Below are 26,733 nucleotides of genomic sequence, written 5' to 3'. Positions count from 1 at the left end.
GAACGGCATGATCGTTTTCGATTCGGTTGTCCACATGACCGACCACCGGGCCGAATTCAGAGTTCACGACGACGGCAAGATCCTCACTCAGCGGCTCAGGCGCATGCACGCGCGGTCCCCGAAGAAGGCCGTCCCGATCAACGATTCGTTCACTGACGGGCCGCCGGACATCGCCTGGGCCAACGAGGTCCTGTGGGACAAGTCCGACACCGATTTCGCCATGGCGCAGACGATTCCGCTGTTCGCCCTGTGGCGGGACGGTGTGTCACCTGCCCGGACGAACCACGAGCTCGCTCAGTCGAACCCGGACAGGTTCCTCTTCTGCGGAGGCGTCGACCCGCTCTACCAGGGACTGCGAGGGGCCCTGGACGAGATGACGCGCCAGGTCGAGGAGATGGGCGCGGTCAGCATCAAGTTCTACCAGGCCCAGCGCCCCGGACACGCGTGGCGTGCCGACGACCGCAAGCTCGCCTACCCCCTCTACGAAAAGGCGATGGAGCTGGGCATCAAACTGGTCCAGTTCCACAAGGGCTTCCCGCTCGCCCACGCGCAGATCGAGGACCTGCACCCGGGTGACCTCCAGCTGGCCGCCTACGACTTCCCCGACTTGAAGTTCGGTGTGCACCACCTCGGCGGCGTGCACTTCGACGACATGATCGACGTGGCGGAGCGGTTCCCGAACGTCTACTCGATCCTGTCGCCGCTGTTCAACACCTACTTCCAGCAGCCGCGCCGCGTCTACGAGATGTTCGGAAAGGCGCTGTACTACATCGGCGACAAGCGCCTCTGCTACGGCACCGACGCGTTCGTCCACCCGAATGTCCAGCTCTACATCGACGTGCTGTCGACGATCCAGATTCCCGAGGATCTGCAGGAAGGGTACGGATACCCGGAGCTGACCGACGAAGGCCGCGCCCGCATTCTCGGGCTCAACTTCGCCGAGGCCCTGGGCGTAGAGCTCTCCGTCGAGGGCGACAAGCGAACCTGGAGGCGCGCGTGACCGAATCCACCGATGATCGCACGTGGCAGGAGGCCGAGCAGGCATTGTCGTCGATTCGTCGGCGTCTGGGCGGGCACGGTGGAGACGTCACGATCGCCGATGTGCAGGATGGAACGGTCCACGTTACTTTTCACGCGGCCTGTGAGCACTGCCCCGCACAAGCGCTGACCTACGTGTCGGCCGTACGAGAGACCCTGCTGCAGGTGCCCGGAGTGAAGGAGGTCCGGGCACCGCAGGTGCGCGACTCGCGGTTCGCTCTCGATCGCATCGCATCGATGCTTGAACTCACGCCCTTCAACCGACCGGTGCAGACGCCATGAGATTCGACGAATACCACGACCGGTTCCAGACGATGAAGATGACGCGCGAGAACGGTGTCCTCGACGTCACTCTGCACACCGAAGGCGATTCCCTGATCTGGAGCCGCATCGGCAACATCGAGTTCCCTCAGGCGTTCAGGGCGATCGCCGGCGACCCGGACAACCGTGTCGTGATCATCCGTGGCACCGGTGAGTTGTTCTCCGGGCCGGCGCCCAGCGACGAGGGCTTCTACCGCAGATCGGCGGAGGAATGGTCGTTCCGCATGCGGAACGGCCTTGCCCTCGTGGAGGCCCTGCTCAGCATCGACACCCTGGTCATCGCCTGTATCAACGGACCGGTTTACCACCACCCGGAGATACCGCTGCTCGCCGATATCGTCCTCAGCTCTCCCGAAGGGCTGTTCCGGGACTTCCACTTCCCCGACTCCAACATGGTTCCGGGGGACGCGGTCAGCATCGTCTTCCCGCTTCTCATGGGCCTCAACCGGGCCAGGCATTTCCTGCTCACGGGCGAGGTGCTGTCCGCACAGCAGGCACTGGACCTCGGCCTGGTCAACGAACTCATGCCTCGCGAGGACCTGCTCCCACGAGCTCAGGAGCTCGCTGCCTCGTTCAGGGAGAAGAACCCGCTGGTATTGCGCTACACCAGGCATCTGTTCACACGCCCGCTCAAGAAGGCGGTGCAGGATGCCCTCGACATCGGGTTGGCGCTCGAAGGCCTTGCGGTACTGCACGAGTCGTCTCGGGAGCCCAGCGACACCTCAGGGGCGGGCGCCGCGGATCCAGGCGACCGCGTTCTCTGAAAGACGCCCAAGGGGGCCGGTTCAAACTCTGGACTACATCCTCAAATCCGGTACTATATATTCTATAGAAAGGAGGCGAAGATGGCTTCGCGGACTGTCGAGCAGGTTGAGTTCAAGAAGGCACTCGGGCAGTTTCCGAGCGGCGTCGCCGTCCTGACGGCCAACACCAACGACGAGCCGGTCGGCATGACGATCCAGTCGCTGGTGTCGCTGTCACTGGATCCGCTACTGGTCATGTTCTCCATCGCCAACACGTCGACCTCATGGCCCGCCATGAGCGCCACCGGAAACCTGGTCATCAACGTCCTGGCGAGAAATCAGAGCACCCTCGGGCTGCGGTTCGCGTCGCGCGCCCCCAACCGTTTCGAGGGAGTGGCATTCACTCCCTCCCCCTCAGGGGGCCACCCCGTGCTTGAGGGAACGGTGGCGTGGATGGAGTGCCGGATCGTCTCCGAACTTCCAGGAGGCGACCACAGGATCGTGCTCGCCGAGCCGATCGACGTGAACTGCCTGCCCGGGCGTGAACCGCTGGTCTACTTCAACTCCGGCTTCGGCGGCTTCAGGGCCGACCAGGTGCGCTGACCGCCGGCGACCGGACCTACTCACAAACGATGAACCGCGATGAGACCCACCGGATGAGACCCACCGTGCGATAGTCGGTGATGCTCGCGACGGGGTCGGCACGTCAGCGATGCATAAGACGATGCAATAAGACAGGGTCTGCTTCCCTTCGCGGTTGACGCTGGACTGCAGCCGACGACGGCGACAGAAACGCTGGGCTACAGTGCAGGTCGATGGATTGGCGTGATCGGTCTCGCGTGACGGCACGGCAGCGCACTCCGAGGCCGATCGGCCCACTTCCGGCGGCCGCTGCGTTTCGGTCACCTCGCTTCACATGCGTGCTGCCGTCGTACCCATGATCTACACGACGCCGGCCGTAACAAGAGGCCGGCCGTACGAAGCCGCTGGGCCGGATGGCGCGAAATGGATACCGGCCGGGTCAACAACCCGTCGCTATCCGGCCCGGCCTCGAACCGGACAGAGACCCGGTCGACGATTGAGTCCACGGCCGATCGGCCGATTCGCCAGAGAGCATCGCGGGACGACCTTGAAGGTGGCCCTGGCGGTCGAGGGCGACAATTTCTTCGTGAGACCGGCGCGTAGAGCTCAGGTTCGGCCTCGACGGGCCCGGCATTCACTCGGGCCGACCGCGGACCCCGCCGAGAACACCAGGATCGAGATCACGGCCTGGCCGCCACATCGGACTGTTTTCTGGATCATAATCCGGAGCCCTGTCCCATGCCCGGTGCGGCCGAACATCCACGTGGCGCCGACGCCGCCATGGCGTTTCTCACGGGGCCATGGCGTTTCTCGCGGGCGACACCAGCCCGGTGAGCCGCTTTCTTTCACCGTCGGCCACGCTCAAATCCGCTGCGCAGTGCGCTTGAGAGCTTCCGCTCGGACCGCCACCGCCGAACAGCGCCTCTCCATCCACCGTTTGCCCCGACTGTGGTCGAACGCCAAGCACCCGACCACCAGGCGCCCATGGGATGCCCACGGGAGACGCCTGATCGTCGGGTGCTGAGACGGAACTGATGTGGTGCGGCTCAGAGATCCTTCACCACGGGAAGCACTTCCTTGCCGAAGAGGGCAAGCGAATCGAGGATCTGCTGATGCTGCAGCTGCCCCATGTGGACGAAGAGCATGATGCGCCGAACGCCCAGCTCGCGGGCACGGATGAACGACTCGATGCAGTCCTCCGGACTGCCAAAGATCGCCGTGTCGTTGATCTTCGCGTCGAGCTCGTCCGGGCTGGACGTGCGGCCCCCGGCCCCGGGCAGCCCCTTCGGACCTGCCAGTTGGCCGGCCAGGGTGAGGAAGTCGATGTACGGACCCGTCGCTTCGGCGCGTGCCTTCTCCGTCGTGGCGGCCGTGTAGAAACCCCGAGCGAGCCACAGCTTGCCGTCGTCAACCGATTTCCCGGCCTGCGTGAGCGCGTCCTGGTAGGTCGCGACCTTCTCACCGACCTTTGACCACGACGCGCCCTGAGGCAGGAGCACGCCCCAGTCGTTCGACGCGCACGTGGCCATCCCCTGAGGGCCGTCCGTCGCCAGCCAGATCGGAGGATGCGGCTGCTGCATCGGCCGGGGCTGCGGGTAGCAGTCGAGGTATCGCCAGTGCTCGCCCTCGTGCGTGAACGGCTGGTCTTCGGTCCAGATACGCCTGAGCACCTCAAGCGACTCATCGAAGCGGGAGTGCTTGTCGGCGATATCGAGTCCGTATCCCGAGAATTCGCCGGCCTGGTAACCACTGCCGATCCCCAGGTCGAGCCGTCCCCCGCTAAGAATGTCGACCGTGGCCACCGTTTCCGCGAGCCGTACCGGATCGTGGAGCGGCAGAACCGTCACCGCCGTGCCGAGCCTGATGCGCTCAGTGCGCGCGGCCAGGTTAGCCAGCACAGCCAGGCTGTTCGAGACGATTCCATGCCTGCTGAAGTGATGCTCGGTGAACCACACCGAATCAAATCCGAGTTCCTCGACGAACTGCGCCTGATACAACGCCTGGTTGTAGCGATCAGGCTGCGCGCTCCCCTTAGGCCACTGGATCGAGTGGAAAAGGCCGATCTCCATCGGGTCTCCTTACGTCTCCGCCAACCGCTCCTACCATCTGTAGAATATAGAATACATACTCACCCGTCCACGTCCACAGCTACGCAGGCACCCTTCTTCCCCACAAACCGGGCCCGCGCCCCCGTGGTCGGGCGGACCTCCTGCGGCTTCCACCCCAAGCCGCACCGTGACATGACCGCCGACCGCCCCCAGCCCGATTCCCAGTGGCCCGGGACAGGCCCGCCGGCAGGGGCGGCCTCTCCGCCGATCTCACCGCAAGGGAGACGGCGACATCGAGGTCCGGCCGAATAGCGTGGCATCGTCCTGATGGCTCGATGACGCCGCCGACGCCACCCCCGAACGGACGGTCGCGGTGACACGTCCTGACGGCCGGTCCGTCCAGCGCAGAGCCGTACGGCAGGAGCTCCCTTATGGGTTCTGAAAGGCGACTTCAGGATTGTCGGGGGACGGGCCGTCCAGCAGCGGCCGGTGCTCACCGCGGAGATGCTGGTCGAAGAAGGCACCCACATATCCCGTGGTGATCTCACCCGACCGCTTTCCCGACAGCGGCGCGGTCGGGTCCTTGATCCCGGCCTGCTCGCCCAGGATGGGCAGGTCGATAAACGTGAAGTGACCGGAGTCGGCCACAGTCAGCCAGCGCTTCCAGCCGTCCAGACGCCGCCAGTCTCGTAGCCAGGTGGCGTCAGCCGAGCCGGGCGAGTGCTGAGCTTTGGTACCGAGCATGAGGAACGGCCGTTTACCGAGGCCGGAGGTAGGGACCGGGGCGAAGAACGTGCCGTCCATGTTCACCCCGGCGCGAACGCGGCGGTCGGTGGCCATCACGCTCGCTGCGGCGTTACCGCCGAGCGAGTGGCCGGCAGCACCGATCCGGCGTTGATCGATCATCTTCCACCGCTTCCAGGCAGGTGCGGTCTTGGGGGAGTGCGTCAACTGGTCAATGACGAAGGAGATATCGGCTGCTCTGTTTGCGGCGGCCTTGCCCAACAGCTTCTTCTCCTCCTCATCGGAGGGGGCTTTCTCCACCGTCTCGCACGCGACGCAGGTCAGAGTGCGGCCACCGGCGAAAGCCGTACCGAACGACTCGTAGGCGTGATCCACAAGTGCAACCACGTAACCCTTCGAGGCCAATTCCTCAGCGAGCGTGGTCAGCGTGGCGCGGTTGAGCGTGAAACCTGGCGAGAGCACCACCAAGGGGTGCTTGCCGCCCGCGGGGCGGGCGCCCACGCGTGCGTTCACGCGGACGCCGGCGAGCTGTTCGGCCTTGAAGACGGTGTCAAGCTTCTGCGCTTTGAGCAGGAGAAGAGCCTCCTCTACGCCCATGTACGGCGCGGCCTTCCCACCGGCGCGAGCCGGGTAATACATCGACACCATCAGCTCACGTGGCCCCGCTGCGGGCATCCACAGATCGCGGCGCTTACCGTCGACGAGATGCAGGGTGTCGCGTCCGACCTCGTACTGCCCCGTGGGGCGAGGGATCGCGAAGCGCACGTCGGAGGTGCTCGCAGAGGAGGCCGCGGAAGCGGGGGTTGACATGGAGGCCGCCGTCGCCGCCGACGCGGGCAGGACCAGTGTGAGGGCGAGGAGGCCGACCGTGGCATTGCGGGAGGTTCTGAACATGAGAAGCACTGTAAGAAGGACGCCTTCATGCCCGACGCTCCCGAAAGGCCGATTCGCCCCCTTACTTTCGTCAGGGTGGTAGGTGGACCTCTCAGGCTTGTCACGTAGCCGGGCGGCCCATTCGTGGGCATCTCACGACAGATGGGCTCCCCATGCGGGTTCGGGAGGTGGCCTTGGCACTGGGGAAGCCTGACGTTCACAAACGGGTGGAAGTCCTTCGCGCACATCTCAAGCGCCTGATAACGCCGTGCTGCTCCGTAAGCGAGCGGAGGGAACACGCTGACACGCGTGCTCCCTCCGGCCCCGGCGATGGACTAGACCCCGGACCAGGCGCCGCCCCCCGACCGGTCGTTGGTCACGATGGGGGATCGCCGAACGGGAAGCCGAAATTCCAGCCGTCGATGATTGCCTTTGGACCGACGACGATGCTGTCGTTGTCGACGTCGTAGCGGACGTAGGAGTTGCCGGAGAAGAGCCAGAGGTGGTTCTCAGGGCCGGTGAAGCGTACGGCGGCGTCGATCCGCAGGTCGAAGCCGGTGCCTCGGAGTCCGGCCCAGCCGTCCGCGATGGGTTTCGGGCCCAGGATCACCTGATTGCTGGTGAGGTTGTAGCGGAGGTATTGGTCGTCCTTGAAGAGCCAGGCTCGGTCGGATTCACCCGGCACGAGCACTGCGGCGTCAACGTGGTCGAACCCCGCGGATTTGAGTCCGGGCCAGCCATTCTCAATCAGGTATGGGCCGCTATAGACACTGTCGTTCTCGATATCGTAGGTGAGATACGAATGCCCGTGGAACAACCACGCTTGGGACGTCCCTGGCTTGTTCAGCGCGGCATCGATGCGTCGGGAAAAGTCCTTGTACTGCTTGAGGCCCCGCCACCCGTCCGCTATCGGGGTCGTCACGTGGCTGATGACGTTGTTCGGGGTGTTGAAACGAACATAGTAGCCGTCGTGGAAGAACCAGATCTCGCCGACTGAAGTCGGGTGGGCGAGGGCCGCGTCGATTCGGTCGATAAAAAGCTTGTTCCCGAACCCTGACCAGCCTTCGGCGATCGGCTTAGGCTGGACCCCCATCCGGCACTCGTAAGTGTTATAGCGGAGATATTCGTCGTCACGGAAAAGCCACATCTCGTTCGGCGAGCCGGGGCAGGCCAATGCGGCGCTGACACCGTGGATGAAATCGGTGTCCTCCAGTCCCGGCAGCGCGCTCTTGATCAGATTCGGGCCGCTGATCGTGTCGTCGTCGAGGTTGTAGTGCACGACCTCGGGCCCGCGGAAGAGGTAGAGGGCATTGGCGCCGCTCGGGTCCTTGACGGCGGCGTCGATGTAGTCGACGAATGAGGTGTCCTTCAGCCCCGGCCAGCCGTCATAGATTTCTTTCGGGCCCACCAGGATCCTGTCTTGGGCGGCGCTGTATCTGACGTACTGCGACCCGCGGAACAACCAGATGATGTCCTGGGAGTCGGGAACGACCGTGGCCGCGCTCACTCCATTGGCGAACTCGGTCCCGCTGAGCCCCGGCCAGGAAGCCGATATCGGCCAGGGGCCGTCGAGGAATGCGTCGGCCGCCAGGTCATAGGCCAGGGTCTCGTTGGCCTGGAAGAAAATCGCGATTTGGCTGCCTTCAAGGGTGTTGACCGCCGCATCGATCAACGGGTAACGGATGTGGCCGTCGCCGGTCGCGGCCAGGACGGCATCGGCGCTCCGGGCACTCCGGCCACTCGAGGCGCTCGTGCCGGAGACGGCCTTCAGATAGATGATCGCGAGGGCCGCTGCGACCTCAAGAACACTGGAAAAGGTCATCGAGCCGACCCTGAGCGGAGGAAGGGCCCGACCATCGCCCACAGGCAACAGGTTCTCCATGCGCGCTTGGAGATGGAGGCCGATGACATGCCATCTTCTCTCCAGCTCATACATCTGACGTCGGGTGTCCGGATCCACAGCCCTGTATTCACTCCACGCCGTGCTGATCGCCTGGGAGATGTAATAGAAGCGCGCCGCTTCACAGACCATCTCCGTCAGCAGGAGCATGCCGCCAGCCATATCCTGGGTGGACGGAGAGGTCTCGAGTAAATTATTTACCCGCCCCACCAGGCTTTCCCGGGACATTGTGATCTCTGTTCGATCCGTTGCCACGTGGGCGGCGCGCTCCAGATCCTGATAGTTCTCCCCGACGCCGATCTCCGCCAGGTTCCCTGCGGGAACCCAGTCCAATGCCTGCATCCTCTGCCTATCGCGGTCGTCTCCCAAATAATAGAAGCGGCGGGCGTTACCCTGGGCGTCTACTTGGGCGAAACCAACGTTGTAGAGATTGTCCCGTCGAACATAGAGGTCTATGCTGCCGCCGCCCACTGTCATCCGAACACTGAAATAGGCGTCTCTTTCGGCGAGATTGATATTTTCTTCCATGCGATAGACTATGCGGCGGGCCGCACCCTCCCCGTAGTCCGCATAACGAAGAGCGCCATTATTCGTCACGCCGATGCGGATCGCTCGGATGAAATTGCGATAGTCCTGCTCGTAGCCTTCTTCTCTCGTCAGGTCAAGAGTGGCGATCGGGGCAAGAAGGGGCACGGCGGATCACCTTTCGGGTATGGCGGCTCAGCGGGTTAGATCCGACCCCTGAGGCCGGACCAACGACGGAAGTAAGCATTTCGGTCGGGCCGGAATTACCTTGCAATGCATCGCCGGATGACACGACATTGGAGGTGCTGTGCTCATTGCTACGTTCCAGAAGCTAATCGCTAATACCCGCATATATCCCATATAAACAGGATCAGACTCGCAGACTTAACTCCTAAAAGATCCCCTTTATGGCCTACTGTGAGGCAAACATGCCGACTGGCGTATTCGCGAGTGAATGCGAAGCCTTTGGTTGTGACTGTTTTTTGAGAGGACTCAACACACGTTCCGGCTGTAAGCCGTTATAAGCGGGAAGCACGTGTGCCCGAACTGGCGGCCCTCCGCTCCCCGCCAACAGCCGCATGATCTGCTTCGGCTGGATCCCAGCCGACCCGGAAACCGTCGAGGGCCTGATGCCCGCCAACTTGAAGCCGGCCTCCACCGCCGCGGTGGTCAAGTCCTGGGCGCTGCCGTACACCCAGCACGGATCGTGCACCCCCGCCATCTCACCCGTCGCCTACGTTTCGTCCTCGGCCGCCTCCGCGACCTCACCAAGGCGCGTGGCGTCCTGCTCATCGTGGAGGCCGACGACAAGCGGAACTGGCTTATGTCCGCGGTAGGCGGCTCGGCCAGGTGTGGGGTTGTCGATGAGGTCGATGAGGGGGCGCACAGCGTCGTCGGGCTGTTGGCCGATCAGCGGACCCAGGATCGTGGCGGCGATCTTCATACCAGCGCCGACTTCCCCCGCGAAGCTCGAGCGCACCAGCCCAGCCGGCCCCCAGGTCACGTAGCTGAGGTCGGGGATGTCTCGTGTGGCAAGGATGCCGAGCAACTCGTTAGCGCGTCGCTGCTGCGCGTTGGACTTTCCGAAGGTGAACCCCTGCGTCAGTTCGGGATCATCAAAGTCGAGCGCCTCCGCCTTGGCCCCAGGCACGGATGTGTTGGCGATAACCGGGCGGCCGGACGCTCGCAGCGGCTCAGCCAGTCCGGTGACCAGGAGATGCTTGGACAGGAAGAACAGCGCCCAGGACGCCTCGTGTCCCTCGGCGGTGACGTGACGGTGCCGCCGAATATACGAGGCGGCCAGCACCAGAGCATTGACCTGCTCGAAACGAGCGGTCAGCTGCGCGACAACGCGGCGACTGTCGGCCATGAGCGACAGGTCCGCAGCGACGAACTCGGCCCGCTCGACCGCGGATGGGTCGCCGACTGCGGCGAGCAGCGCGTCGAACTTCGCGCGACTGCGGCCGATGACGGCCACGCGGTCACCTGCTGACAGGAAGTGGCGCGCCAGCGCCGCTCCCATCCCGTCCGTGCCTCCAGTGATGACGATCGTCCTCATGACCACCCCTATTTGCGGAACCTACGTTCCGTTTCACTCTAACCTCTAAGAGGAACACGGGTTCCGTCTTGGTATCATGGCCTCATGGCAGGAGAGCGCAGACAGCGACGCGACGCGGTCGCCAACCGCGCCCGGATCGTCGCAGCCGCCGCACAGGTCTTGCGCGAGGAAGGCATGGGCGCGGACATGCGCCGGATCGCAGCCGCATCCGGCGTCGGAATCGGCACCCTCTACCGACACTTCCCCACCCGAGATGATCTCGTGCACGCCGTGACCGGCACTGACCTTGCCGCCCTTGCTGATGCCGGCCTCCCCGGGGACGGAACCGCGGCTGACGCTCTACGTGAGTTCTTCACCGTCACCATCGCGCAGCTCGCCGACAACAAGGCGATGATCGATGTCCTCACCAGCGGCTCACCGGCCGACGAGGACCTGCAGCGGTGCATCACCCACCTCACCCGAATCGGCCAGGACGCCGTCGACCGCGCACGCCACGATCACACCCTCGCCGCCCATGTCACCGCCAGCGACATCGCCTACCAACTGCTGGGTCTGACCCGCGTCGCGCAACTCCTCCCCGACACCAGAAGCACTGTCACCCGGCACGTGGAATTCGCGCTACGCGGCCTCATGGCATCTGACATCGCCACACCCTCCAGGCCAGCCACGACCTCGACGTAGCCCCCCGGGCGCGCACCCCGAGTTCCGCCCTCACACAACCACCACGTCCGAGCCGCCACACGTCTTTCAGATGAGCAGCCCGACCAGCCTGCCCGTCCCATCGGCGGTCGCCTCCTTGACACCCTCGCCACCTGCGACTGGGTTAAAAAGGGCCTTCCCCTGTACCTGATCGGGGACTCCGGCACTGGCAAGTCCCACCTGCTGAGCTACGCCGAACAAGCCGACCCCTGCCAGCGCGGCAAAGCCGCGCACTACACGACGAGGGGCGACCCGGTCCGCGCTTTCCGCGGACACACGTAGCCCCGACCCGAGTGGAGCCTAGGAGAATCGAACTCCTGACCTCCTGCATGCAAGGCAGATCCTGCGAGGCCCAGAGCATTGGTAAACCACGCAGCCAACCCGTTCTGCTCCATCGGGGCAATCGACGGTGCTATTTCAATGAAGGTCACCCAAGGTGGTAACTGGTCAATCTTTTCCGGGAATCATCGCCAGATGCCTAACCATCACATCTATATCTACAACGGCGGTATAGTAACCGACGTGCACCGGCGAGACTACGCAAACGCCCTATGCCTTATCGGTTCTGCAGAATGCCCCTTGGTGAACCTTACCGGATACTCCGGCACATACTCATAGCACTCGTCATTGATGGAAGCATGCCGACAAAACCGCATTGCCTTCTTTCGCTCCACTAAATAACACTTGCGTGAGCTCTGTCTTGCCATCCGATCAGGCTGGCGAGACAGGGCTCTCACTGGCGCTTTCGGGTGCGGATAAAGATGAAAGTTCCCAGTCCGAGAGCCAGGATGATGACCACAAGAGCGGCAAGCGCTGGCCAGCCGCCCACATAGAGAGCAACCTTGACCACAGTCCAGACTGTGAGGCCACCAACACATAGTGCAAGTGCGGCGATCAGTAGCACTACAGGGGATGGGATTGGTTTTTTGCGCGGCATGCCGTCCAGCATTACGCGCTAGCTATGCTCTTGTCCATTTGCGGATCGTGCGGCTTAGTCGTTGATGGATACGAGTGGCAGGGGGCTCCCCATTGTCGCTTGCTGCTGTCGGGCAGGTTGTTATCGCCTGGCTCGCCGAGCGCCTCGGTGCTCGTCGCAGTGGCCCTTGTCCGTAGCTACCACGCAGCAGCGACGTGGTGCTGGCTCCCACAAATTCCGGACCTAGCCACTTGCAAGAGCAAGCCGACTTCGCCAGCGCGTGGGCGGTGCGGGCCGCGACCGGCCGGAGAGCCACAGCGCGGCCCGTGACCGTCCGACGCGCGGCGGGCCGCGGAGCGGGCCGCCTTTAAAGACGTAAAGAAAGTTCTCATCCGCCACTGGCCATCAAGTCGTGTCCTGGCCGGATGATGCCTTCAGGCTTGGTGGTGTCGGCTTCAGTCACGATCCGCGGGGTCTCATCCGGCGTAGACATGGCTGACGCACTACCCGTCATGTCAATGGGCCCATGACGTACGCCGTGGCATAGCATCGCAACGTCTCCGATACTCGGCGGCCGAGGGCTACAGGGGTGACTACACTAAGTAGTTACATCCGTCCAGGAGCAAGGCTGGGACGACCAGGGCTGTGCCGCAAGCAGCCTAGAAGTCGAACTCACCCTTCTTCGCCCCGTCGACGAAGGCGTCCCAGACGCTGGCTCGGACGACGAACGGTGGCTGGTCGGGGCTTTCGGTGTCTCGGATGGCTACGCGGCCGTCGGAGAGCGGTGCGACTTCGAGGCAGTTTCCCTGGTTGGAGGCGCTCTTGGTGGCCTTGCGCCAGGGTGCGGACTTCAACTCGTCGTTCAGTTCCACGCCTTCACTGCCTCTCTGATCATTGACATGGATACGTGCACCGGATGGGCCTCTGCTCGTATCGCATCGTATCTGGCATGTCCGGCTTTGACATCGGTGGCTCGTTCCGAGACCTGCGGTTGGCCCGCGGATTCAAAGTAGACAACGTCAGTGCTTTCCGGGAGCTGGGCGATGACAAAGCCACCGGTAATCCCGGTCGTGGCGCCGATGGCCAAGGGCACCACTTGGATTGCCACACGTGGGGACTCGGCCACCTGGTGGAGGTGTTCTACTGCTTGGCGCATGACGGCACGGCCTCCGACGGGGCGGTGCAGTACGCCTTCGTCGAGGATGACCCAGAGCATGGGCGGGTCCGTCCGGCTGAGGATCTTCTGACGTTCCAGTCGGGCAGTGACCGCCTTTTCCACCTGTTCTTCGGGAAGTCCCGGTTCCCCGCGGATTACCGCCCGCGCGTAGTCCTCGGTCTGTAGAAGTCCTGGCACCACGAGTGGTTCCCACGCGCGCAGCGTGTGTGCCTTCTCCTCGACCTCCAGCCACTCACGAAACCAGGGAGGGCTTGATTCCCTGCTGATGAGCGGCCAAAGCCGGTGGAGTTCACCGGACAGCCCTAACGCCTCATCGCATCGGGCCACGAAGTCTTCGCTCGGCATCCGCTGCGCACGTTCGATGAAGCCGACCAGGCTCGGGCTGAACGCGATGCGTTCGGCGAGCTGCTCTTGCGAAAGCCCGGCCCTGACGCGGCATTTGCGCAGTTCAGCGCCGAAGAAGGCGAGCGGGCTGGTGGTGGGGTCGAGCTCGATGGGGGCCGGCATAGCCTGTCCGTCCAATCGTCCCTGAGTAAAGTCACCTTGCGTTGCACACCCATCACCACAAAAAATGTCCGATGGCTGTGCTTTCGGTTCCTCTCCTCAATTTATCGGCACAGAGGCATTCTGTGGAAGGTCATCGCGCCAAAGAGACAGGCGCGACCCTGCGGATTGCACAACCCGATCTATATTTCCGCTGCGATCCGGACAATGCGGTCGAGGTACCCAATCGCCACGATAAGGCGGTCATTCAATGAGGAATCGTAGAAGAATCGAACAGCAAGACCAGCACATCGCCCCCGTCGATGTGGGCCCGAACCTGCGGGCTCCTCTCGACGTACTCCGAACGGCCACGACGGTGGCGTCGTGAGGGTGGTCGGGGTCGGGTGGGGTGACGCCCCCTGGCCGGCGAAGGTCCGACGTCCGTCCTGGTGTACGCGTCGCATCGACGTGCCGGGTTCTCCCGCTCAGCTCGCCACGGTGCGGCGGTGGGTTCACGGGTTCCTGAAACTGGACAAGGTGGCGGCCGAGACCGCCGAGGTGGTGGTGCTCCTGGCCAGCGAGCTGGTGGCCAACGCCGTGGCGCACTCCTGCTCCCGGGACGGGGAGGTGACGGTGCTGCTGAACCTGGACTTCACGCGAGGTCGGGTCCGACTGGACGTGATCGACGATGGCCCCGCGGTACCGGTGGAGGTCGGTAGCAGGGGCGTGGAGCATGAGCACGGGCGGGGGCTGCTGCTGGTGGAAGAGTTGTCCGACCGGTGGGGCTGCTACGCGGATGAGCACGGCACCGGCGTGTGGTTCGAACTCGCCATGCACGACCAGGGCCGCTGTCCGGTGGCGGTGCACGATGAGTGCGGTTGAGTCGGGGGCCGGCGAGATCCCGGCGCCGGTGTTCAAAGATGCCCGGGGGCGGCTGTTCGTCCCGCCGACCGGTGCGGACGATCCCCGGCTGGTGGCGGCGGTGTACGCGCTGCTTCCTGGAGGGATGGTGTGGCGGCGGCTGTTCCCCTGCCGACCCGACCAGGTACGGCGGGCGCGGGAGTTCGTGCGCTGCGCGATGCTCGACCACCCGCGGGTCGACGACGCGGTGGCGGCGGTGTCCGAGCTGGCCAATGTGGCGATCGCACGGGGCGGGGACAGACCGTTCTTCGCGTCGTTCATCGTGGAGGTCCAGCAGTACGGCAGGCACGGCGAAAGCTCGCGGGTGACGGTGTACGACTGCGGCCCCAGCGGGATCCCGACCTACCGACAGCGCCACAGCTCGGTGATGGCCCGACCGGAAGATACGGCTAACGACCTCGCCCTACGGGTGCTCCATGGCGTGGCCGACGAAGTCCGGTACTGGGATGCCCCGTTCGGTGAGCGGACATATCCGATGAGTGCGGAGTTCCCGACCAGTGACCCGCAGGATTCCGATTTCTGAACGCCAGCCAGGCTCCGACCTTCTCCTTGGGGTGAGTCCTTCGCCCGATGGCATCCGCCCCTTCTTTTGGCTGGTCCCTCGATAGCGCGGCGGCCATCGGCGTTGCCGCTCAGCACGTCAGGACCCACGCACAAGACATATCTCTACGACGGGAGTAGTTCCATGCCCCCATACCGGCAGATCGCCAACCAGATCAAAGCAGACATCCAGGCCGGCAGGCTCGCCCCCGGCCAGCCCGTCCCTTCCGAAGCCGAGCTATGCGGACGGTACGGCGTGTGCCGGGTGACCGTACGCCGGGCCATGGCGCTGCTGCGCGCGGAAGAGACCGTCTACACGGTTCGGGCTGAAGGCTCCTATGTCGGTCCCAGGACCATTCCCCGGCACCGCCCGTGGCGCAGGAGCGAGCAGGTCGCCGCCGGTCTGCGCGAGCAGATCCGGACCGGTCGACTCAGACCGGGCGACCGACTACCGAGTGAGTCATGTCTGACAGCCGAACACGGGGTTGCCCGCGACACCGTACGAACGGCGTTGGCGTTGCTCCGCCATGAGCAGTGGGTGTACACAGTGGCGTGTAAGGGGACCTTCGTCGCTGACCGCACAGAGGCGGCGGGGAATGACGATGAACGACACGGCCCGCTTCCTCTCACTGAAGGTCACGAGCACTTGGAAGGTCGAGAAGCCGGGACATGCGTTCCGTTCCGGCGGGCCACCCGCGTCCCGACCTGAGCGCTAATCGCCGCCTGGGCTCGGTCGTGGGTTGAGTGCAAAAGCTTCGGGTTAGGTGGGCTGACGACAAGTCCGTGCCGCCATGTACGGCACTGCTGCGTTAGTCGCGGGTCGCCTCCGGCTCGGGATCTTTCTCGTGTTCGGGTGGCGCGACGAACGACCCGAGGTTAGGCACGGTGTAGATCAGTCCTTCATCCCTGAGGCACTTCATCGACTTCCGGATGGTTCCACGGGCGACCCCGAACTCTTGCATGAGCTGAACTTCAGAGATCAGATGCTTGGGCGGGTAGGTCCCGTCAGTGATCCGTGTGCGCAGTACATCGGCGATCTGCTGCCATCTGTAGCGGTCGGGCTGGAAGTCGATCACGATCCAACCATAGAAAGCCCTGGTCAGGCACACCCATGATGACCATGGAATGCCATGGCATAGACAGGCATGTACAGGCCTGTCTACTCTGCTCTCTATGGCATGTCGGGAAGTGGGTGAGCCTGCCTCGTTGGCAGGTTCGGTGCCCGGCATTTGGATTCGGGCGCCATGGCGGGGTTCGGCTGAGCCCCCGGTCGCCGAGAAGTCGGGCCAACTGAACGGATGCGACGCCGACGATGAGCCCTTCTTGATGCCCCAACGCCCCACGGCGGCTGTGCCGGGCATCCGGCCCTACCGACGCCGGCGATTCGCTCAAGCGGATTCTCGCGTGACGGTCGGGATCGTTCTGTACGGCCCGCCCACCAGCGGGAAAAGCACGGTCACCGAAACACTTCACCGGTTGGACCCGCGCTATACCTTGCTTCGCAAGCTGAAGGCCGGAAACGGCCGCACCGACGAATACGAGCAGGTCAGCACCAAGCGGCTCGACGAACTACGCGAGGCCGGGCGGCTCGCGGTGGAGACCCACCGCTACGGCAACATCTACGCCGTCGACACCGCCGACCTCGACCGCATGGCCAACGCCGGACAGGTGCCCATCGTGCATATCGGCGGCGTCGCCGACCTTCACCGGCTCACCGCCCGTGGTTCATGGTTGCGGGTGCTGCTGTGGGTGCCGCGTGAGGTATGCGAACGCCGATCCCGCGCACGCGGGGACGACGACACCGCCGAGCGGGTGGAGACATGGGACCGCGCGTTGGACGACCTGACCGGCAAAGGGCTGTTCGATCTGCGGATCAGTACCGACCGGCGCAGCGTCGACAGCGTCGCGCGGGAGATCGCTCAGGCCCACACGGTCATGTCGGGCCATGCGCCGGCTCCTGCCGTACGGACTGGTCGGGGAGACGCCCCCTGACTTCGACCGGGACCACGGCCAGGCCCCACCACACGTGGCAGCCACGCACACGAAGACCGTTCAGTCCCGCCGCAATCTCAAGTCGGCGCAACGCGCCGTAGACACTCTGCGGAGGCTCTGGAAGCATGACCGGATCGACCGGGCCGACGTGAGTGTCGAACTGGGCGAAGGGCTGGTCTTCACCACCAAGAACGGCACGGCTCCGAGCGCCGGCAACGTGCGGCGCGACCTCCACAAGCTCCTTGACTGCTTCGGAGTGGACGCCCAAGGAGATGCGCCACAGCTTCATATCCCTGCTGTCGGACTCCGGCATGCCGACCGAGTAGATCCCGCCCCTCGTCGGCCACCGAAACACCACGGTCACCGAGACGGCCTACCGCAAGCAGATCCACCCCACCATGGATGCGATCCCCGGGAACCGTGGCCACCCGGTTGGCCACTCACGCTTCCACCCCAACCCCGCCCCACGAGCAACCACGTGCGATGGGGGTGCGGGTGGCGAAGCCCCCGCCGGCGCGGCGAAGCCGCGCACTACACGACGAGGGGCGACCCGGTCCGCGCTTTCCGCGGACACACGTCGCCCCGACCCGAGTGGAGCCTAGGAGAATCGAACTCCTGACCTCCTGCATGCAAGGCAGGGCGTGGGAGGCCCGGAGCATGAGGTGCACTTGGCTTGACCTGCGTATACCGTCCGAGCGGATCCATAATTGTCCGCCTGCGTCCGGGGCCGTTGTCACTCAGTTTGTCACTCAGCGCATGCGAGCGGATCAGCACCTTCCCTCCTCGTGACCAACACCAAGACCACCGGTGCCGGGGCCCGACGAAGGAGGGCCTCGGCGTCGATCGCCCCAACCACGATTGGCGAGTAGCGAAGTGAGCGATCGTTACGGCTTCATCCTCCGGCCGGATGCGTCCCAGGCACCTGCCGCCGGCGGATAGGAAGTGTTATCTCGCGCGCCCCCTCGTGATCATGGAATGAATCTCAGCTATATTGACGACGATACTATCCTCACCACGACGTCGAACTATCCCAATAAACGAACCTTCAATCTCACCTCCCAGGATAACCCCATGTACAAGGAATGGCTTCAACTGTTCCCTTTGCGGAGGCACCTCAATGACCACGATCGTCCCAGTTCCACGTCGATCTTCAATTTCTAGATTACGGACACGCAATCCTTCAATGGGAGGATAGACAACCGAGTCGAGAATCTTTCTGCGCTTATCCTCAGAGACACTTTTCCAGATTGGGTGAATCTTCTTGATCCTTGAACCCCTGCCGTCCTTCTTTTCCCCAACGCCAAGGATTAGTATCCCGCCGCGCTCCGCGTTAGCGAACCTCGTCACGTCCTGCCCGAACTCGATTTTCCCCTTCGCGCTTTGCGGATAGTCTCGCTCCTTCACTTCCACCCACAAATTTTCGTATTGGTGGAGCGAGTCTATCTCGCCCGCAGCTAAGGCAGCTAAAAGAAGCTCGGCATCTGGATGTCCTGTCTCCAGAAGCCGGACAGCAGACAGAAAGTCCAGACCGAGCTTCCGCAGACTCCCCACCGACATGCCTTTACACGAAGGTATATCTATTTGGGCTACCAACCCATCCACCTCATCGAAGCCCAAAAATACTAGCCTGGCGTTCCTGCGAATGACCCATTCGCGCAAGATGGGCAAGTATGACCGACTGGTTGGCTTAGAAGAAAAAAATACCTGACCAAGCAGTACTTGAACTTGGAATTTTCCGCTTTTCATCAAGCGAAGCGATACGGGCTCCATGAAAACTATTTCTGCATCAGGATCACGGTCCTCTTCTCGTACATCCGCAAAATCTATAGCGACAAGCCACGGGTAGAGTGCCTCCTTTACTGCTTCCCACCCAGATGCCACCGGAGGGCGGCGCTGTCTATTGCTCTCCTCGATATCGGCTTCACCAATGCCTACTCCTTGAAGAAGTGCGCGCCTCAAGGATGTCGCCGATGCGTGCTCAACTATCTCGCGGAAAACAAGCAAGCGGTCCCTGTAAGCCCATGGAATTCGACCGCAGGTCGCAATCGAAATTCCCCTAGGCTTGGTACAGTACCTGACCCGATGGAGCATTCGTCTACCACCTTACCTCGTAATATGCCAGCGGGCCCATCACCTCATGGTCGGAGTCCCCGCTTGAGGCATGCTTTGGTTACCGCCTATAGCGATGCACGTATTCCTTCTGACCATTCTTGGTCAGGAGTCTTCTGTAAGTCTGGCTGATTGCTGTGATGGTTAGGCATGTGGGCGGCACGGGCCGCGACTGACGCTAGTCACCGCAGTGATCAGATCAGATATCAACTAAACGTGAATGTACCGACCGTTCTTGGCATCGTCGAGCGCCAACACTCCCGCAAAGCCGTGGTGAGGAACAAACCGCAGCTTGTCGAACGCCCCCCGACGCCGCACGGCGCCAGACCACCCCATGACAATAGGGCGGTAGGCCGATACCTCGCGCATAGTGGAATGAATCTCAAATCGCATGTGGAGACTTACCCGCATGAACCATAGTCCCGATCTATTGTACGCAAAGCGGACCCGTCCGGCTCAGGATTTCAGCGCTTACCAATCCCTACCTGAAAATATACCTCATGGGCTAGTCTAGCCCGCTTACCGAGGTAAGCTCGACGGCAATCTCGACCAAGGACGGAGTCTGATGATGCGTTCCTCAATCAAAGAAGATCTACAGGGTGGACTCGGACACTTTTGGCCCTTTCGGACATCGAAACCAAACCTCAGGAGAAATCCCGAGAGCGGATACGTTCGCCAAGATGCTGGATGGCTGGTGATCGAGACAATCGATGAGAGGCCATGGCCGACTCAACTTAAGAATGAGAACGAGATCAGTCCATCTGGACTGGTCGCCATACTCCCAAAGAGGTCAATACTTTTTCTTGAGACTCAGTCGTCCGGATCTACCCTACGGAGCGGTTATAGAATCTCTTCAAAGCGGTACCGTGCCCGAACCGCTATTGGCAGCATTCCAATCGATGAGCTCCAGAGTGCAAAGTTACTCAGCATCACAGCGAATTTCCATGGAATTGGCACTTGGGCTGGATTGACCGCCACGGAAGAGAGTCACGAGACCGACCAGAACGGACGATTCGAATCTTGGACAGTGAAACTGAAGTCGCCTCCTCCAATGAGTCACAGGACGTCCAAGGGCCGAGATCTGCTACTCTCAACAACATGGAACGTGGGAGGGGCGGAGGACCTTCGCCAACTCAGCGCCCCTATATCTATCTCATGTGCCAGTGTTCGTCCGCGTGACATCTGGGACCTCCTTCGCCCCTTGCTTCATATTCAGAATATGATGAATTTGGCCTGGGAAGGATTCGTGGCTGCAAGCTCAGGTTCGGCCGAACTTCACTTAAAGCCAAATGCCACCAACAATAGCGATCGCCCAGAACTTTGGAATGGCGCGCTCATGGTTCCACTAGCGGGCGTCGCAGGCCCTAGATCCATGAACCATAGACCACTGTTCACTCTTGCCACAGTCGGGGGAATTGCAGGGCTCGCACGTTGGGTGAAACTCTGTGACACATACCCGCGCGCAGTTGGGCCTGTAGTAAATCGCTACCGCTTCGGCCCTGCGACTTCCGAAGCATCTTTACTCGATATCGCCGCTGGCATCGAGTACTGGATTAAATGTAATCGACCAGCGGCATGGGCGAATAACCACTTCACCAAGGCTCTTGCTGCTCATATAGGGAGATCGTTTTCCCAATGGGTTGGTGATCCCGAAAAATGGGCTAGCGACTTCTGGCAGACATACAACAAGCTCAAACACGAGGCAACATATGTGGTCGACCCGAGCAAGATTTCGGATTTCGTTCGCAGCGGAAGATTACTTCTCGCAGCGGACCTACTTAACCGGGTAGCACGAACAAAGGAACCTAGCCGTCGAATCTTCCAGAGCCACAGGACTTACAACCTCGGCGAGCGGCTGCAAGCTCGTTACACATAGTGCTACGCAAATCGTCTGGTTTTCCTGTCTGGCCAGGGTAGGTTACAACCCAGCAGCGCTCACTGTATTAGTGACGAGTTTGGTCAGGATTTCCCTTTGAGTGCTCTCAGCGCGTGGGCGGTGCGGGTCGCGACCGGCCGAAGAGCCGCAGCGCGGCCCGTGACCGCCCGACGCGCGGCGGGCCGCGCAGCGGGCCGCCTTTAAAGATGTAAAGAAAGTTCTCATCCGGCACAGGGCAACCGCCAGGCTACTTTCGAGTACGCCCCTGAGCGATGTACGCGTGTGAGGATCGGTCACTCGCCGATAGGGCTGGTGTGCTCGCCGGCTCGGCCGGAGTAGACGAGTTGGAAGCGATCAGCGATCAACACGATATCGGCCGTCTCGACGAAGCGGTCTCCGGATTGGAAGGTCCGTTCGATGGTGAGGACCACTGATCCGGCCGGCACCTGCAAGGCTGCGGCCTCGTCGGCGGTGGAGGGGCGGGCGCCGACGGTTTCGATCCAGGCGTCTACGGCACGCCCGATGGCGAGCATGCGTTCCTGTACCCCGCGCCCGGCATGCGGGCCTTCCTCGGGCAACACGATGGCGGTGCCGCGGGTGATGTCGAGCGGTTCCCAACTCGTCGACAGCATGACCGGGACGCCGTCCGCCTTGAACACGTACCGGGTGCGCAGTACGTCGTTCTTCTCGTCGGCCGGTTCGGGGAGGTCGAGCCGTGTCCGGATTGGGGCCGGCGCGTGGGCGGTGCTGGATTCGTAGTCCCAGCTTCCGCGTTTGCCCTCGGCCTCCATCTGGGCGGCGAAGGGTGAGCCTTTGCGGACTCCGCTGTACCAGGCGCGGACCAGGCGCGTGAGCTGGGGGCGTTCACGAACGTAGGTGCCGCTGCCCGGTTTTGCGACGGCGAGCCCTTCGGCGACCAGCACGCCGATGGCCTGCTTGGCCACGGCGTCGGACACTCCGTGCGCGCGCATGAGCTCGGGCCTTGAGGGCAGTTGCGCGCCTGGGGCGTACTCCCCGCTGGTGATCTGCCGACGCAGCTTGTCGGCTATCTGTCGGTACAGGGGCTCCTGATCCACGTAGGACAGGTTGACAGGTGGTGTCATCAGCCTGCAAGCTGATGACCCTAAAGCTCAAGCTGTGTCATCAAGGATGCGGAATGTATGAGCAGATCCTCCCGATCACCGCAGAAAGCCCCGAAAGCGCCAGGGCCTCGCTGCTCCCCATGGCCCGGCTCTGGCAACCCGACCTCGCCGCTGTAGCCGCTGCCACCGTCGAAGGACTGGTGGCCATGGCCGTACGCAGCGCATCCCCCGCCGGAAAGATCAGCGTCAAAGCCGCCCCGACCGACGACGGCGCCATCTACATCGAGGTCCACCACTTCGGTGGACCTGTCCAAGACGGGAACGAGTGGGCGGCGATATCGGCGGTCGCGAGCACGTTCGGCGCCCGGCATTCGGATTCGGGCCATCTGGCATGGGTCGAACTTCGCCCGTCCGCTCCCTCATCCCGCCCCGTCGACCGACCGAGACAAGTCGGGCCCACTGAAGGTATGCGACACCGCCAGTGAGCCCTTGATCAGGAAGCAGGTCCTGACCCGTGCCCAACCTTAACGCCCCTCCCGACCTAGACGGCTGCGCCGGACACCCGGCCCTGCCGATGCCACAAGGGTGCGCCTCGTGCGGCCATCCCCCCTACGCCCACGGATGCACCGCCATGGGCGAGCACGAATACGTGCAGCCCTCCGCCGAGCTGGCCACCGAACGGCTGGAGCGTCGGCGTGAGAGCGGCCCGTACCGGCTCCCAGCGGTCGACGGCACGCCCAAGCCCGCCCTCGTCCCCGCGCCGCGCCGCTCCCCGGAACAGGACAACGGTCCCGCGGTCGAGACGCCGGCGGCGGCTGCGCCCGAGTTGTACGGCGACGCCGCCGACAGCATGGACGCCCCGTTGACCATGCCCACGCCTGGCCGCACGCTGTACCGGCGACCTGGGCGCTATGCGCTGGCTGTGAGGAAACCGCGGACAGGACTCTACGGGCGATACACCCCTGCGCATCTCATGGGGGACGCACCCCGCAACGCCTCGCATCCGGCCAAGAGCGTTCCCGCCCGCCGTGTCGCCGCGTACCCCCACATCGTCGATCCGGCCCCAATTCGAACCGGGCCAGCCTGCGAAGACACCGAGACGCGCCACACCGCGGCACCACCGGTCCGGCTCAGCCTCGCGGACAAGCCGCGAACTCACCGCGATACGGGGAAGCGGTTGCTTGCCGCCGCCTCGTCTCTGTCCCCTCACGCTTTCTCCCTGACGCGTCCCCCGGCATCGGCGAGGGCCGGGCAGACGCGTCCGGGCGGTGGCACGCCCACCCCTATCCCCGTGCCACCGCCCACCCGTCCCCCGGATGTCCGGGCCGCTGAACGCCTTGCCATGCCCACGAGAGGTGACCTTCGGCGCTTGGGGGCAGTCGCATGACCCCGCCCTACCCGTCCGGCGACGGCAAATCCGTCCGCATCGCCATGGTGTTCACCGTGCGGCACCCTCCGCACCATCCCCCTGCCGTCCTGGGGTGCGGCTTCGCGAGCACCGCTCACCCCGGCGTCGTCCTGCGCGGCCTCACCGGCCACGACTACGAACCGCCCACCACCGCCCAGATCACGACACGCGCCCAAGCCTGGGCGCGGCTCGCTCCGCCGCCCGCTGCCGACCAGGCGGTTCCCACCGACGAGAGCCCTGGCGAGACGACAAGCGGCCTGCCCCGCCGTACCTCCAAGACCGGTTCGTCACCGCCCGCCCCCGCGCTGGCACGGTGAGCATCGCCGTACTGGAAAGCCTGCTCGACGGCCTCAAGGCTCTGCCGTGAAACCCCGCCCTACCCCACGGCTGGAACGGAAGCCAAGCCGCCTTCATGCGCTCACACGCGTGTGGAGTGGACAGGGTCGGGCTGCGCCGTACGGATCATCGATGGGGCGGCGTCCCGGGACTGCCCTGGTGGGGCCTGGCCGTGGTCCCGGCCGAGGTCAGAGGGCGTCTCCCTGACCTGTCTGCACGGCAGGAACCAGCACATGGCCCGACATGACCGCGTAAGCCTGGGCGATCTCCCGCGCAACCTCCTCGAGGCTGCTCCGGACGGTGCTGATCCGCAGATCGAACAGACCTTCCCCGGTCAGGTCGTCCAACGCGCGGTCCCATGCCTTCAACCGCTCGGCGGTGTCGTCGCCTCGTCGGCCACCGAAACACCACGGTCACCGAGACGGCCTACCGCAAGCAGATCCACCCCACCATGGATGCGATCCCCGGGAACCGTGGCCACCCGGTTGGCCACTCACGCTTCCACCCCAACCCCGCCCCACGAGCAACCACGTGCGATGGGGGTGCGGGTGGCGAAGCCCCCGCCGGCGCGGCGAAGCCGCGCACTACACGACGAGGGGCGACCCGGTCCGCGCTTTCCGCGGACACACGTCGCCCCGACCCGAGTGGAGCCTAGGAGAATCGAACTCCTGACCTCCTGCATGCAAGGCAGGCGCTCTGCCAACTGAGCTAAGGCCCCGTTGCGTGTGTGGTGTGAGCTGCGGGAAGGCTTTGGTGCCGTTTCTCTTGCCCACTGCACATCGCGAGGACAGCATATAACGCTCTTCGGTGCGGTCGCCCATCCGTGAGTGGGACGGGGAACCGGGGTGGGGTCAGTGGGTGCCGACGGCGGGTTGGGCGTCGGTGGTGAGGATGAGGTCGGGGAGGGTGGTGATGGCGGGGAGGATGTGGCTGGCGCCGCCGCTGATGAGGCGTTCTTTGCTGTGGGCGCCGGTGAGGATGCCGGCGGTGATGCCGGCGCCGGCGCGGCGGCCGGCGATCATGTCGCTTTCGGTTTCGCCGACGACGGCGACGTGGCGGACGTCGTCGATGCCGAGGCGCAGCACGGAGTGGAGGATCATGTCGGGCCAGGGCCGGCCGCGGCCGGCGTCTTCGGGGCAGACGGCGAGGTCGACTTTGTCGACCCAGCCGAGGGTGCCGAGGACGCGGCTGAGGGTTGTCCTGCTGAGCCCGGTGATGAGGCAGATGCGTATGCCGGAGCCGCGGAGTTTGTCGAGGACTTCGGTGGTGCCGGGGGGTGGGGCGAGGCCGGCGCGTTCGATGGTGCCTTCGCAGGAGCGCTCGAAGGTCAGGTTGGCGGCTTGGGCTTGGGCTTCGTTGGCGGGGAAGATGCCTCGAAAGACGTCGATCGTGGAACGCCCCCGGGACCGGTGCACGTGGACCATGGCCCGTGCGTATGCACCCGTCCCGGGGACTATGCCCTGGGTGGCGATTGCCTCGGCGAAAGCGCGCTCGATGAGCGCGATGTCGCCGATGGTGGTGACTGCCAGGTCCAGGCACACAAGGCGAATAGGTGCGACCGTCGGGACGGTCACACCTTCTGTGTGATCATGGACCATTGATGCCGGGGCGTTCAGTTCTCGTTGCCGGTCGCTTCGGTCCACAGGTCGAGCTCGGCGCGGTCGGCCTGCACCTTGCGCCAGATCAGCAGCCCCCCGATAGCGACCAGCGCCAGAACGAGCAGTTTCTTCACGGTGTGACCCCACTTCTTCACGGTCTCACCTGCCGGGGTGAGACGACGCCCGGTTCCAACGGTTGTTCAGCAGCCTAGCAAGTGATCGGGGCATCGCCCGGTTCGATCGCTAGGTGATGTCTGCCAAGTCACGTCCTTCTGTGTGATGGACGTTACATGTCAGACGGCGCTCGCACGCTTGTTCCGTTTGTTTGGAACACGGTCGGCTGTGGTGGCCCGACCGCTGATCACGAGCACTCACCATCATGTACGGCTTTCGCGATGAATGCGCGCCCCCGTCCCGGACCGGCCATGGATTTACCGTCGTAATGATCATCCCATGGCTACATGGATGTCCTTGCAGCACCCCACGTTGCCGCGCCGGGCCCTCCTCCGCGCTCGGTGACGGTGTGTGATCGGATGACGCGGGATCGGCTTGTCGCCACGCGAGCGCGGGGGTGGTGGATAGCCTTGGTCACCATGGCTACGGAAGGCCACGAGCCCCCATACGATCGCCGATTCCTGCAGCTCATCTACCGCGTGCCCTCTCACCCGTCGCGGAGCAGGGTCGCGGTGTGGCGTGAGCTGAAGCGGCTGGGCGCGGTTTACGTCCAGCAGGCGGTGTGCGTGCTGCCGGAGCGTGAGGGGGTGCGCGAGTTGCTCGACCGGGTTCGCGAGCGCATCGATCATATGGGGGGCGAGAGCATGCTGTTCGTGCTCGATCACGTTGAGGATCGGGAGCGGCACTTCCTGGTGAGCGCTTTCCGCGAGAACTCGGCGAAGGAGTATGCGGAGGTGGTCGAGGAGTGTGAGGCGCTGCTCCAGGGGCGGGCGGAGGCCGGGGAGGGCGACCGTACGGCTGAGCGGGCCGAGGAGTTGCGGCAGGACCTCGACAGGCTCCGCCGCCTGCTTCAGAAGGTGGAGGAGCGGGACTGGATGGGAGGTTCGGGCCGGGCGGAGGCCCACGGCAAGGTGGCGGAGTGTGAGCGCATGCTGGTACGGCTCAGCGCGGGCTCGGCGGAGACCGCCGGTTTGTGACGCGCTCCCGGGCGGGCGTGCCGTACGCGGGGCCTGATGCCGTACGCGGGGCCTGATGCCGTACGCGGGGCCTGATGCCGTACGCGGGGCCTGATGCCGTACGCGGGGCCTGA

General features: G+C 63.9%; 27 protein-coding genes and 3 tRNA genes. 14 read left to right on the top strand and 16 right to left on the bottom strand.

What is annotated here, in order from left to right:
- Window positions 1–7: 7 nt before the first annotated feature.
- The 4 genes from BLQ73_RS22140 (at window position 8) to BLQ73_RS22125 (ending at window position 2,705) form a co-directional block, all read left to right on the top strand.
- Window positions 8–1,000, top strand: a complete 993-nt coding sequence (locus BLQ73_RS22140) for an amidohydrolase family protein (protein ID WP_218125960.1) — start codon at window positions 8–10, stop codon at window positions 998–1,000.
- Window positions 997–1,320, top strand: coding sequence for a NifU family protein (locus BLQ73_RS22135; protein ID WP_176955596.1), 324 nt, complete (start codon window positions 997–999; stop codon window positions 1,318–1,320). The genes BLQ73_RS22140 and BLQ73_RS22135 overlap by 4 nt, the downstream gene beginning before the upstream one ends.
- On the top strand, window positions 1,317–2,123 hold the full coding sequence (locus BLQ73_RS22130) for an enoyl-CoA hydratase/isomerase family protein (protein WP_093172923.1): 807 nt from the start codon (window positions 1,317–1,319) through the stop codon (window positions 2,121–2,123). The genes BLQ73_RS22135 and BLQ73_RS22130 overlap by 4 nt, the downstream gene beginning before the upstream one ends.
- A gap of 81 nt (window positions 2,124–2,204) precedes the next feature.
- Window positions 2,205–2,705: a flavin reductase family protein gene (locus BLQ73_RS22125; protein ID WP_093172921.1), complete on the top strand. Its 501-nt coding sequence runs from the start codon at window positions 2,205–2,207 to the stop codon at window positions 2,703–2,705.
- Window positions 2,706–3,730: 1,025 nt separating this feature from the next.
- Here the strand turns inward: BLQ73_RS22125 and BLQ73_RS22120 are convergent.
- From BLQ73_RS22120 to BLQ73_RS22105, 4 genes are all read right to left on the bottom strand, one after another.
- Window positions 3,731–4,753: an LLM class flavin-dependent oxidoreductase gene (locus BLQ73_RS22120; RefSeq protein ID WP_093172919.1), complete on the bottom strand. Its 1,023-nt coding sequence runs from the start codon at window positions 4,751–4,753 to the stop codon at window positions 3,731–3,733.
- 408 nt (window positions 4,754–5,161) lie between these two features.
- Window positions 5,162–6,370, bottom strand: a complete 1,209-nt coding sequence (locus BLQ73_RS22115) for an alpha/beta hydrolase family protein (protein ID WP_093172917.1) — start codon at window positions 6,368–6,370, stop codon at window positions 5,162–5,164.
- A gap of 355 nt (window positions 6,371–6,725) precedes the next feature.
- Window positions 6,726–8,942: a hemopexin repeat-containing protein gene (locus BLQ73_RS22110; protein ID WP_093172915.1), complete on the bottom strand. Its 2,217-nt coding sequence runs from the start codon at window positions 8,940–8,942 to the stop codon at window positions 6,726–6,728.
- Between the two features lie 565 nt (window positions 8,943–9,507).
- Window positions 9,508–10,332 carry an SDR family NAD(P)-dependent oxidoreductase gene (locus BLQ73_RS22105; protein WP_143020376.1) on the bottom strand — a complete coding sequence of 275 codons (825 nt, stop codon included), beginning with the start codon at window positions 10,330–10,332 and terminating at the stop codon, window positions 9,508–9,510.
- An 84-nt stretch (window positions 10,333–10,416) separates the two neighbouring features.
- On the opposite strand from BLQ73_RS22105, the gene BLQ73_RS33525 reads away from it, so the two are divergent.
- Both BLQ73_RS33525 and BLQ73_RS33520 read left to right on the top strand, forming a co-directional pair.
- Complete coding sequence (locus BLQ73_RS33525; protein ID WP_093172911.1) at window positions 10,417–11,013, top strand: TetR/AcrR family transcriptional regulator; 597 nt, start codon at window positions 10,417–10,419, stop codon at window positions 11,011–11,013.
- 99 nt (window positions 11,014–11,112) lie between these two features.
- A complete protein-coding gene (locus BLQ73_RS33520) occupies window positions 11,113–11,313 on the top strand; it encodes an ATP-binding protein (RefSeq protein ID WP_218125965.1) in 201 nt (66 codons plus the stop codon).
- Between the two features lie 12 nt (window positions 11,314–11,325).
- On the opposite strand, the gene BLQ73_RS32635 is transcribed toward BLQ73_RS33520, so the two are convergent.
- From BLQ73_RS32635 to BLQ73_RS22085, 4 genes are all read right to left on the bottom strand, one after another.
- Window positions 11,326–11,398 (bottom strand) — tRNA-Ala (locus BLQ73_RS32635).
- Window positions 11,399–11,764: 366 nt separating this feature from the next.
- Window positions 11,765–11,980, bottom strand: coding sequence for a hypothetical protein (locus BLQ73_RS31575; protein WP_143020375.1), 216 nt, complete (start codon window positions 11,978–11,980; stop codon window positions 11,765–11,767).
- 626 nt (window positions 11,981–12,606) lie between these two features.
- On the bottom strand, window positions 12,607–12,819 hold the full coding sequence (locus BLQ73_RS22090) for a DUF397 domain-containing protein (protein ID WP_093172909.1): 213 nt from the start codon (window positions 12,817–12,819) through the stop codon (window positions 12,607–12,609).
- Window positions 12,810–13,631, bottom strand: coding sequence for a helix-turn-helix domain-containing protein (locus BLQ73_RS22085; RefSeq protein WP_093172907.1), 822 nt, complete (start codon window positions 13,629–13,631; stop codon window positions 12,810–12,812). The genes BLQ73_RS22090 and BLQ73_RS22085 overlap by 10 nt, the downstream gene beginning before the upstream one ends.
- Before the next feature lie 360 nt (window positions 13,632–13,991).
- Between BLQ73_RS22085 and BLQ73_RS22080 the strand changes: the two genes are divergently transcribed.
- The 3 genes from BLQ73_RS22080 (at window position 13,992) to BLQ73_RS22070 (ending at window position 15,777) form a co-directional block, all read left to right on the top strand.
- On the top strand, window positions 13,992–14,489 hold the full coding sequence (locus BLQ73_RS22080; RefSeq protein WP_093172905.1) for an ATP-binding protein: 498 nt from the start codon (window positions 13,992–13,994) through the stop codon (window positions 14,487–14,489).
- Window positions 14,476–15,051: an ATP-binding protein gene (locus BLQ73_RS22075; RefSeq protein ID WP_093172903.1), complete on the top strand. Its 576-nt coding sequence runs from the start codon at window positions 14,476–14,478 to the stop codon at window positions 15,049–15,051. Before BLQ73_RS22080 ends, BLQ73_RS22075 begins: the two co-directional genes overlap by 14 nt.
- A 162-nt stretch (window positions 15,052–15,213) precedes the next feature.
- Window positions 15,214–15,777 (top strand): GntR family transcriptional regulator, encoded by a 564-nt coding sequence (locus BLQ73_RS22070; RefSeq protein ID WP_093172901.1) that lies wholly within the window; start codon window positions 15,214–15,216, stop codon window positions 15,775–15,777.
- Window positions 15,778–15,877: 100 nt separating this feature from the next.
- On the opposite strand, the gene BLQ73_RS34220 is transcribed toward BLQ73_RS22070, so the two are convergent.
- Window positions 15,878–16,144 carry a GntR family transcriptional regulator gene (locus tag BLQ73_RS34220; RefSeq protein ID WP_093172899.1) on the bottom strand — a complete coding sequence of 89 codons (267 nt, stop codon included), beginning with the start codon at window positions 16,142–16,144 and terminating at the stop codon, window positions 15,878–15,880.
- 328 nt (window positions 16,145–16,472) lie between these two features.
- Between BLQ73_RS34220 and BLQ73_RS22060 the strand changes: the two genes are divergently transcribed.
- Window positions 16,473–17,060, top strand: a complete 588-nt coding sequence (locus tag BLQ73_RS22060) for an ATP-binding protein (RefSeq protein WP_093172897.1) — start codon at window positions 16,473–16,475, stop codon at window positions 17,058–17,060.
- A 592-nt stretch (window positions 17,061–17,652) separates the two neighbouring features.
- Here the strand turns inward: BLQ73_RS22060 and BLQ73_RS32630 are convergent.
- Together BLQ73_RS32630 and BLQ73_RS31570 are read right to left on the bottom strand one after the other, a co-directional pair.
- A tRNA-Ala gene (locus BLQ73_RS32630) sits at window positions 17,653–17,734 on the bottom strand.
- A 271-nt stretch (window positions 17,735–18,005) separates the two neighbouring features.
- The gene (locus BLQ73_RS31570; RefSeq protein ID WP_176955595.1) at window positions 18,006–19,064 is read right to left on the bottom strand and encodes an AlbA family DNA-binding domain-containing protein; all 1,059 of its coding nucleotides are present in this window, start codon (window positions 19,062–19,064) and stop codon (window positions 18,006–18,008) included.
- A gap of 670 nt (window positions 19,065–19,734) precedes the next feature.
- On the opposite strand from BLQ73_RS31570, the gene BLQ73_RS35075 reads away from it, so the two are divergent.
- The gene (locus BLQ73_RS35075) at window positions 19,735–21,045 is read left to right on the top strand and encodes an ApeA N-terminal domain 1-containing protein (RefSeq protein ID WP_420820030.1); all 1,311 of its coding nucleotides are present in this window, start codon (window positions 19,735–19,737) and stop codon (window positions 21,043–21,045) included.
- 293 nt (window positions 21,046–21,338) lie between these two features.
- Here BLQ73_RS35075 and BLQ73_RS22055 read toward each other — a convergent pair whose 3' ends face one another.
- Window positions 21,339–22,148, bottom strand: coding sequence for a GntR family transcriptional regulator (locus BLQ73_RS22055; protein ID WP_093172895.1), 810 nt, complete (start codon window positions 22,146–22,148; stop codon window positions 21,339–21,341).
- Between the two features lie 53 nt (window positions 22,149–22,201).
- On the opposite strand from BLQ73_RS22055, the gene BLQ73_RS22050 reads away from it, so the two are divergent.
- Complete coding sequence (locus BLQ73_RS22050; RefSeq protein WP_093172893.1) at window positions 22,202–22,612, top strand: hypothetical protein; 411 nt, start codon at window positions 22,202–22,204, stop codon at window positions 22,610–22,612.
- A gap of 898 nt (window positions 22,613–23,510) precedes the next feature.
- Window positions 23,511–23,852 (top strand): hypothetical protein, encoded by a 342-nt coding sequence (locus BLQ73_RS22045; RefSeq protein WP_093172891.1) that lies wholly within the window; start codon window positions 23,511–23,513, stop codon window positions 23,850–23,852.
- Window positions 23,853–24,059: 207 nt separating this feature from the next.
- On the opposite strand, the gene BLQ73_RS32625 is transcribed toward BLQ73_RS22045, so the two are convergent.
- From BLQ73_RS32625 to BLQ73_RS32620, 4 genes are all read right to left on the bottom strand, one after another.
- On the bottom strand, window positions 24,060–24,218 hold the full coding sequence (locus BLQ73_RS32625) for a hypothetical protein (RefSeq protein WP_176955594.1): 159 nt from the start codon (window positions 24,216–24,218) through the stop codon (window positions 24,060–24,062).
- A gap of 298 nt (window positions 24,219–24,516) precedes the next feature.
- Window positions 24,517–24,589, bottom strand: a tRNA-Ala gene (locus BLQ73_RS22035).
- Between the two features lie 133 nt (window positions 24,590–24,722).
- Window positions 24,723–25,445, bottom strand: a complete 723-nt coding sequence (locus BLQ73_RS22030) for an HAD family hydrolase (protein ID WP_245691270.1) — start codon at window positions 25,443–25,445, stop codon at window positions 24,723–24,725.
- A 38-nt stretch (window positions 25,446–25,483) separates the two neighbouring features.
- The gene (locus tag BLQ73_RS32620; protein ID WP_176955593.1) at window positions 25,484–25,624 is read right to left on the bottom strand and encodes a DLW-39 family protein; all 141 of its coding nucleotides are present in this window, start codon (window positions 25,622–25,624) and stop codon (window positions 25,484–25,486) included.
- Window positions 25,625–26,062: 438 nt separating this feature from the next.
- Between BLQ73_RS32620 and BLQ73_RS22025 the strand changes: the two genes are divergently transcribed.
- Window positions 26,063–26,620, top strand: coding sequence for a Chromate resistance protein ChrB (locus BLQ73_RS22025; RefSeq protein ID WP_093173027.1), 558 nt, complete (start codon window positions 26,063–26,065; stop codon window positions 26,618–26,620).
- Window positions 26,621–26,733 lie beyond the last annotated feature (113 nt).

The organism is Sinosporangium album, assembly GCF_900100605.1.
In the GTDB taxonomy this organism is placed as follows: Bacteria; Actinomycetota; Actinomycetes; order Streptosporangiales; family Streptosporangiaceae; genus Sinosporangium; species Sinosporangium album.
The sequence above is the reverse complement of the archived record's forward strand: the minus strand, read 5'-3'. Positions and strand labels throughout refer to the sequence as shown.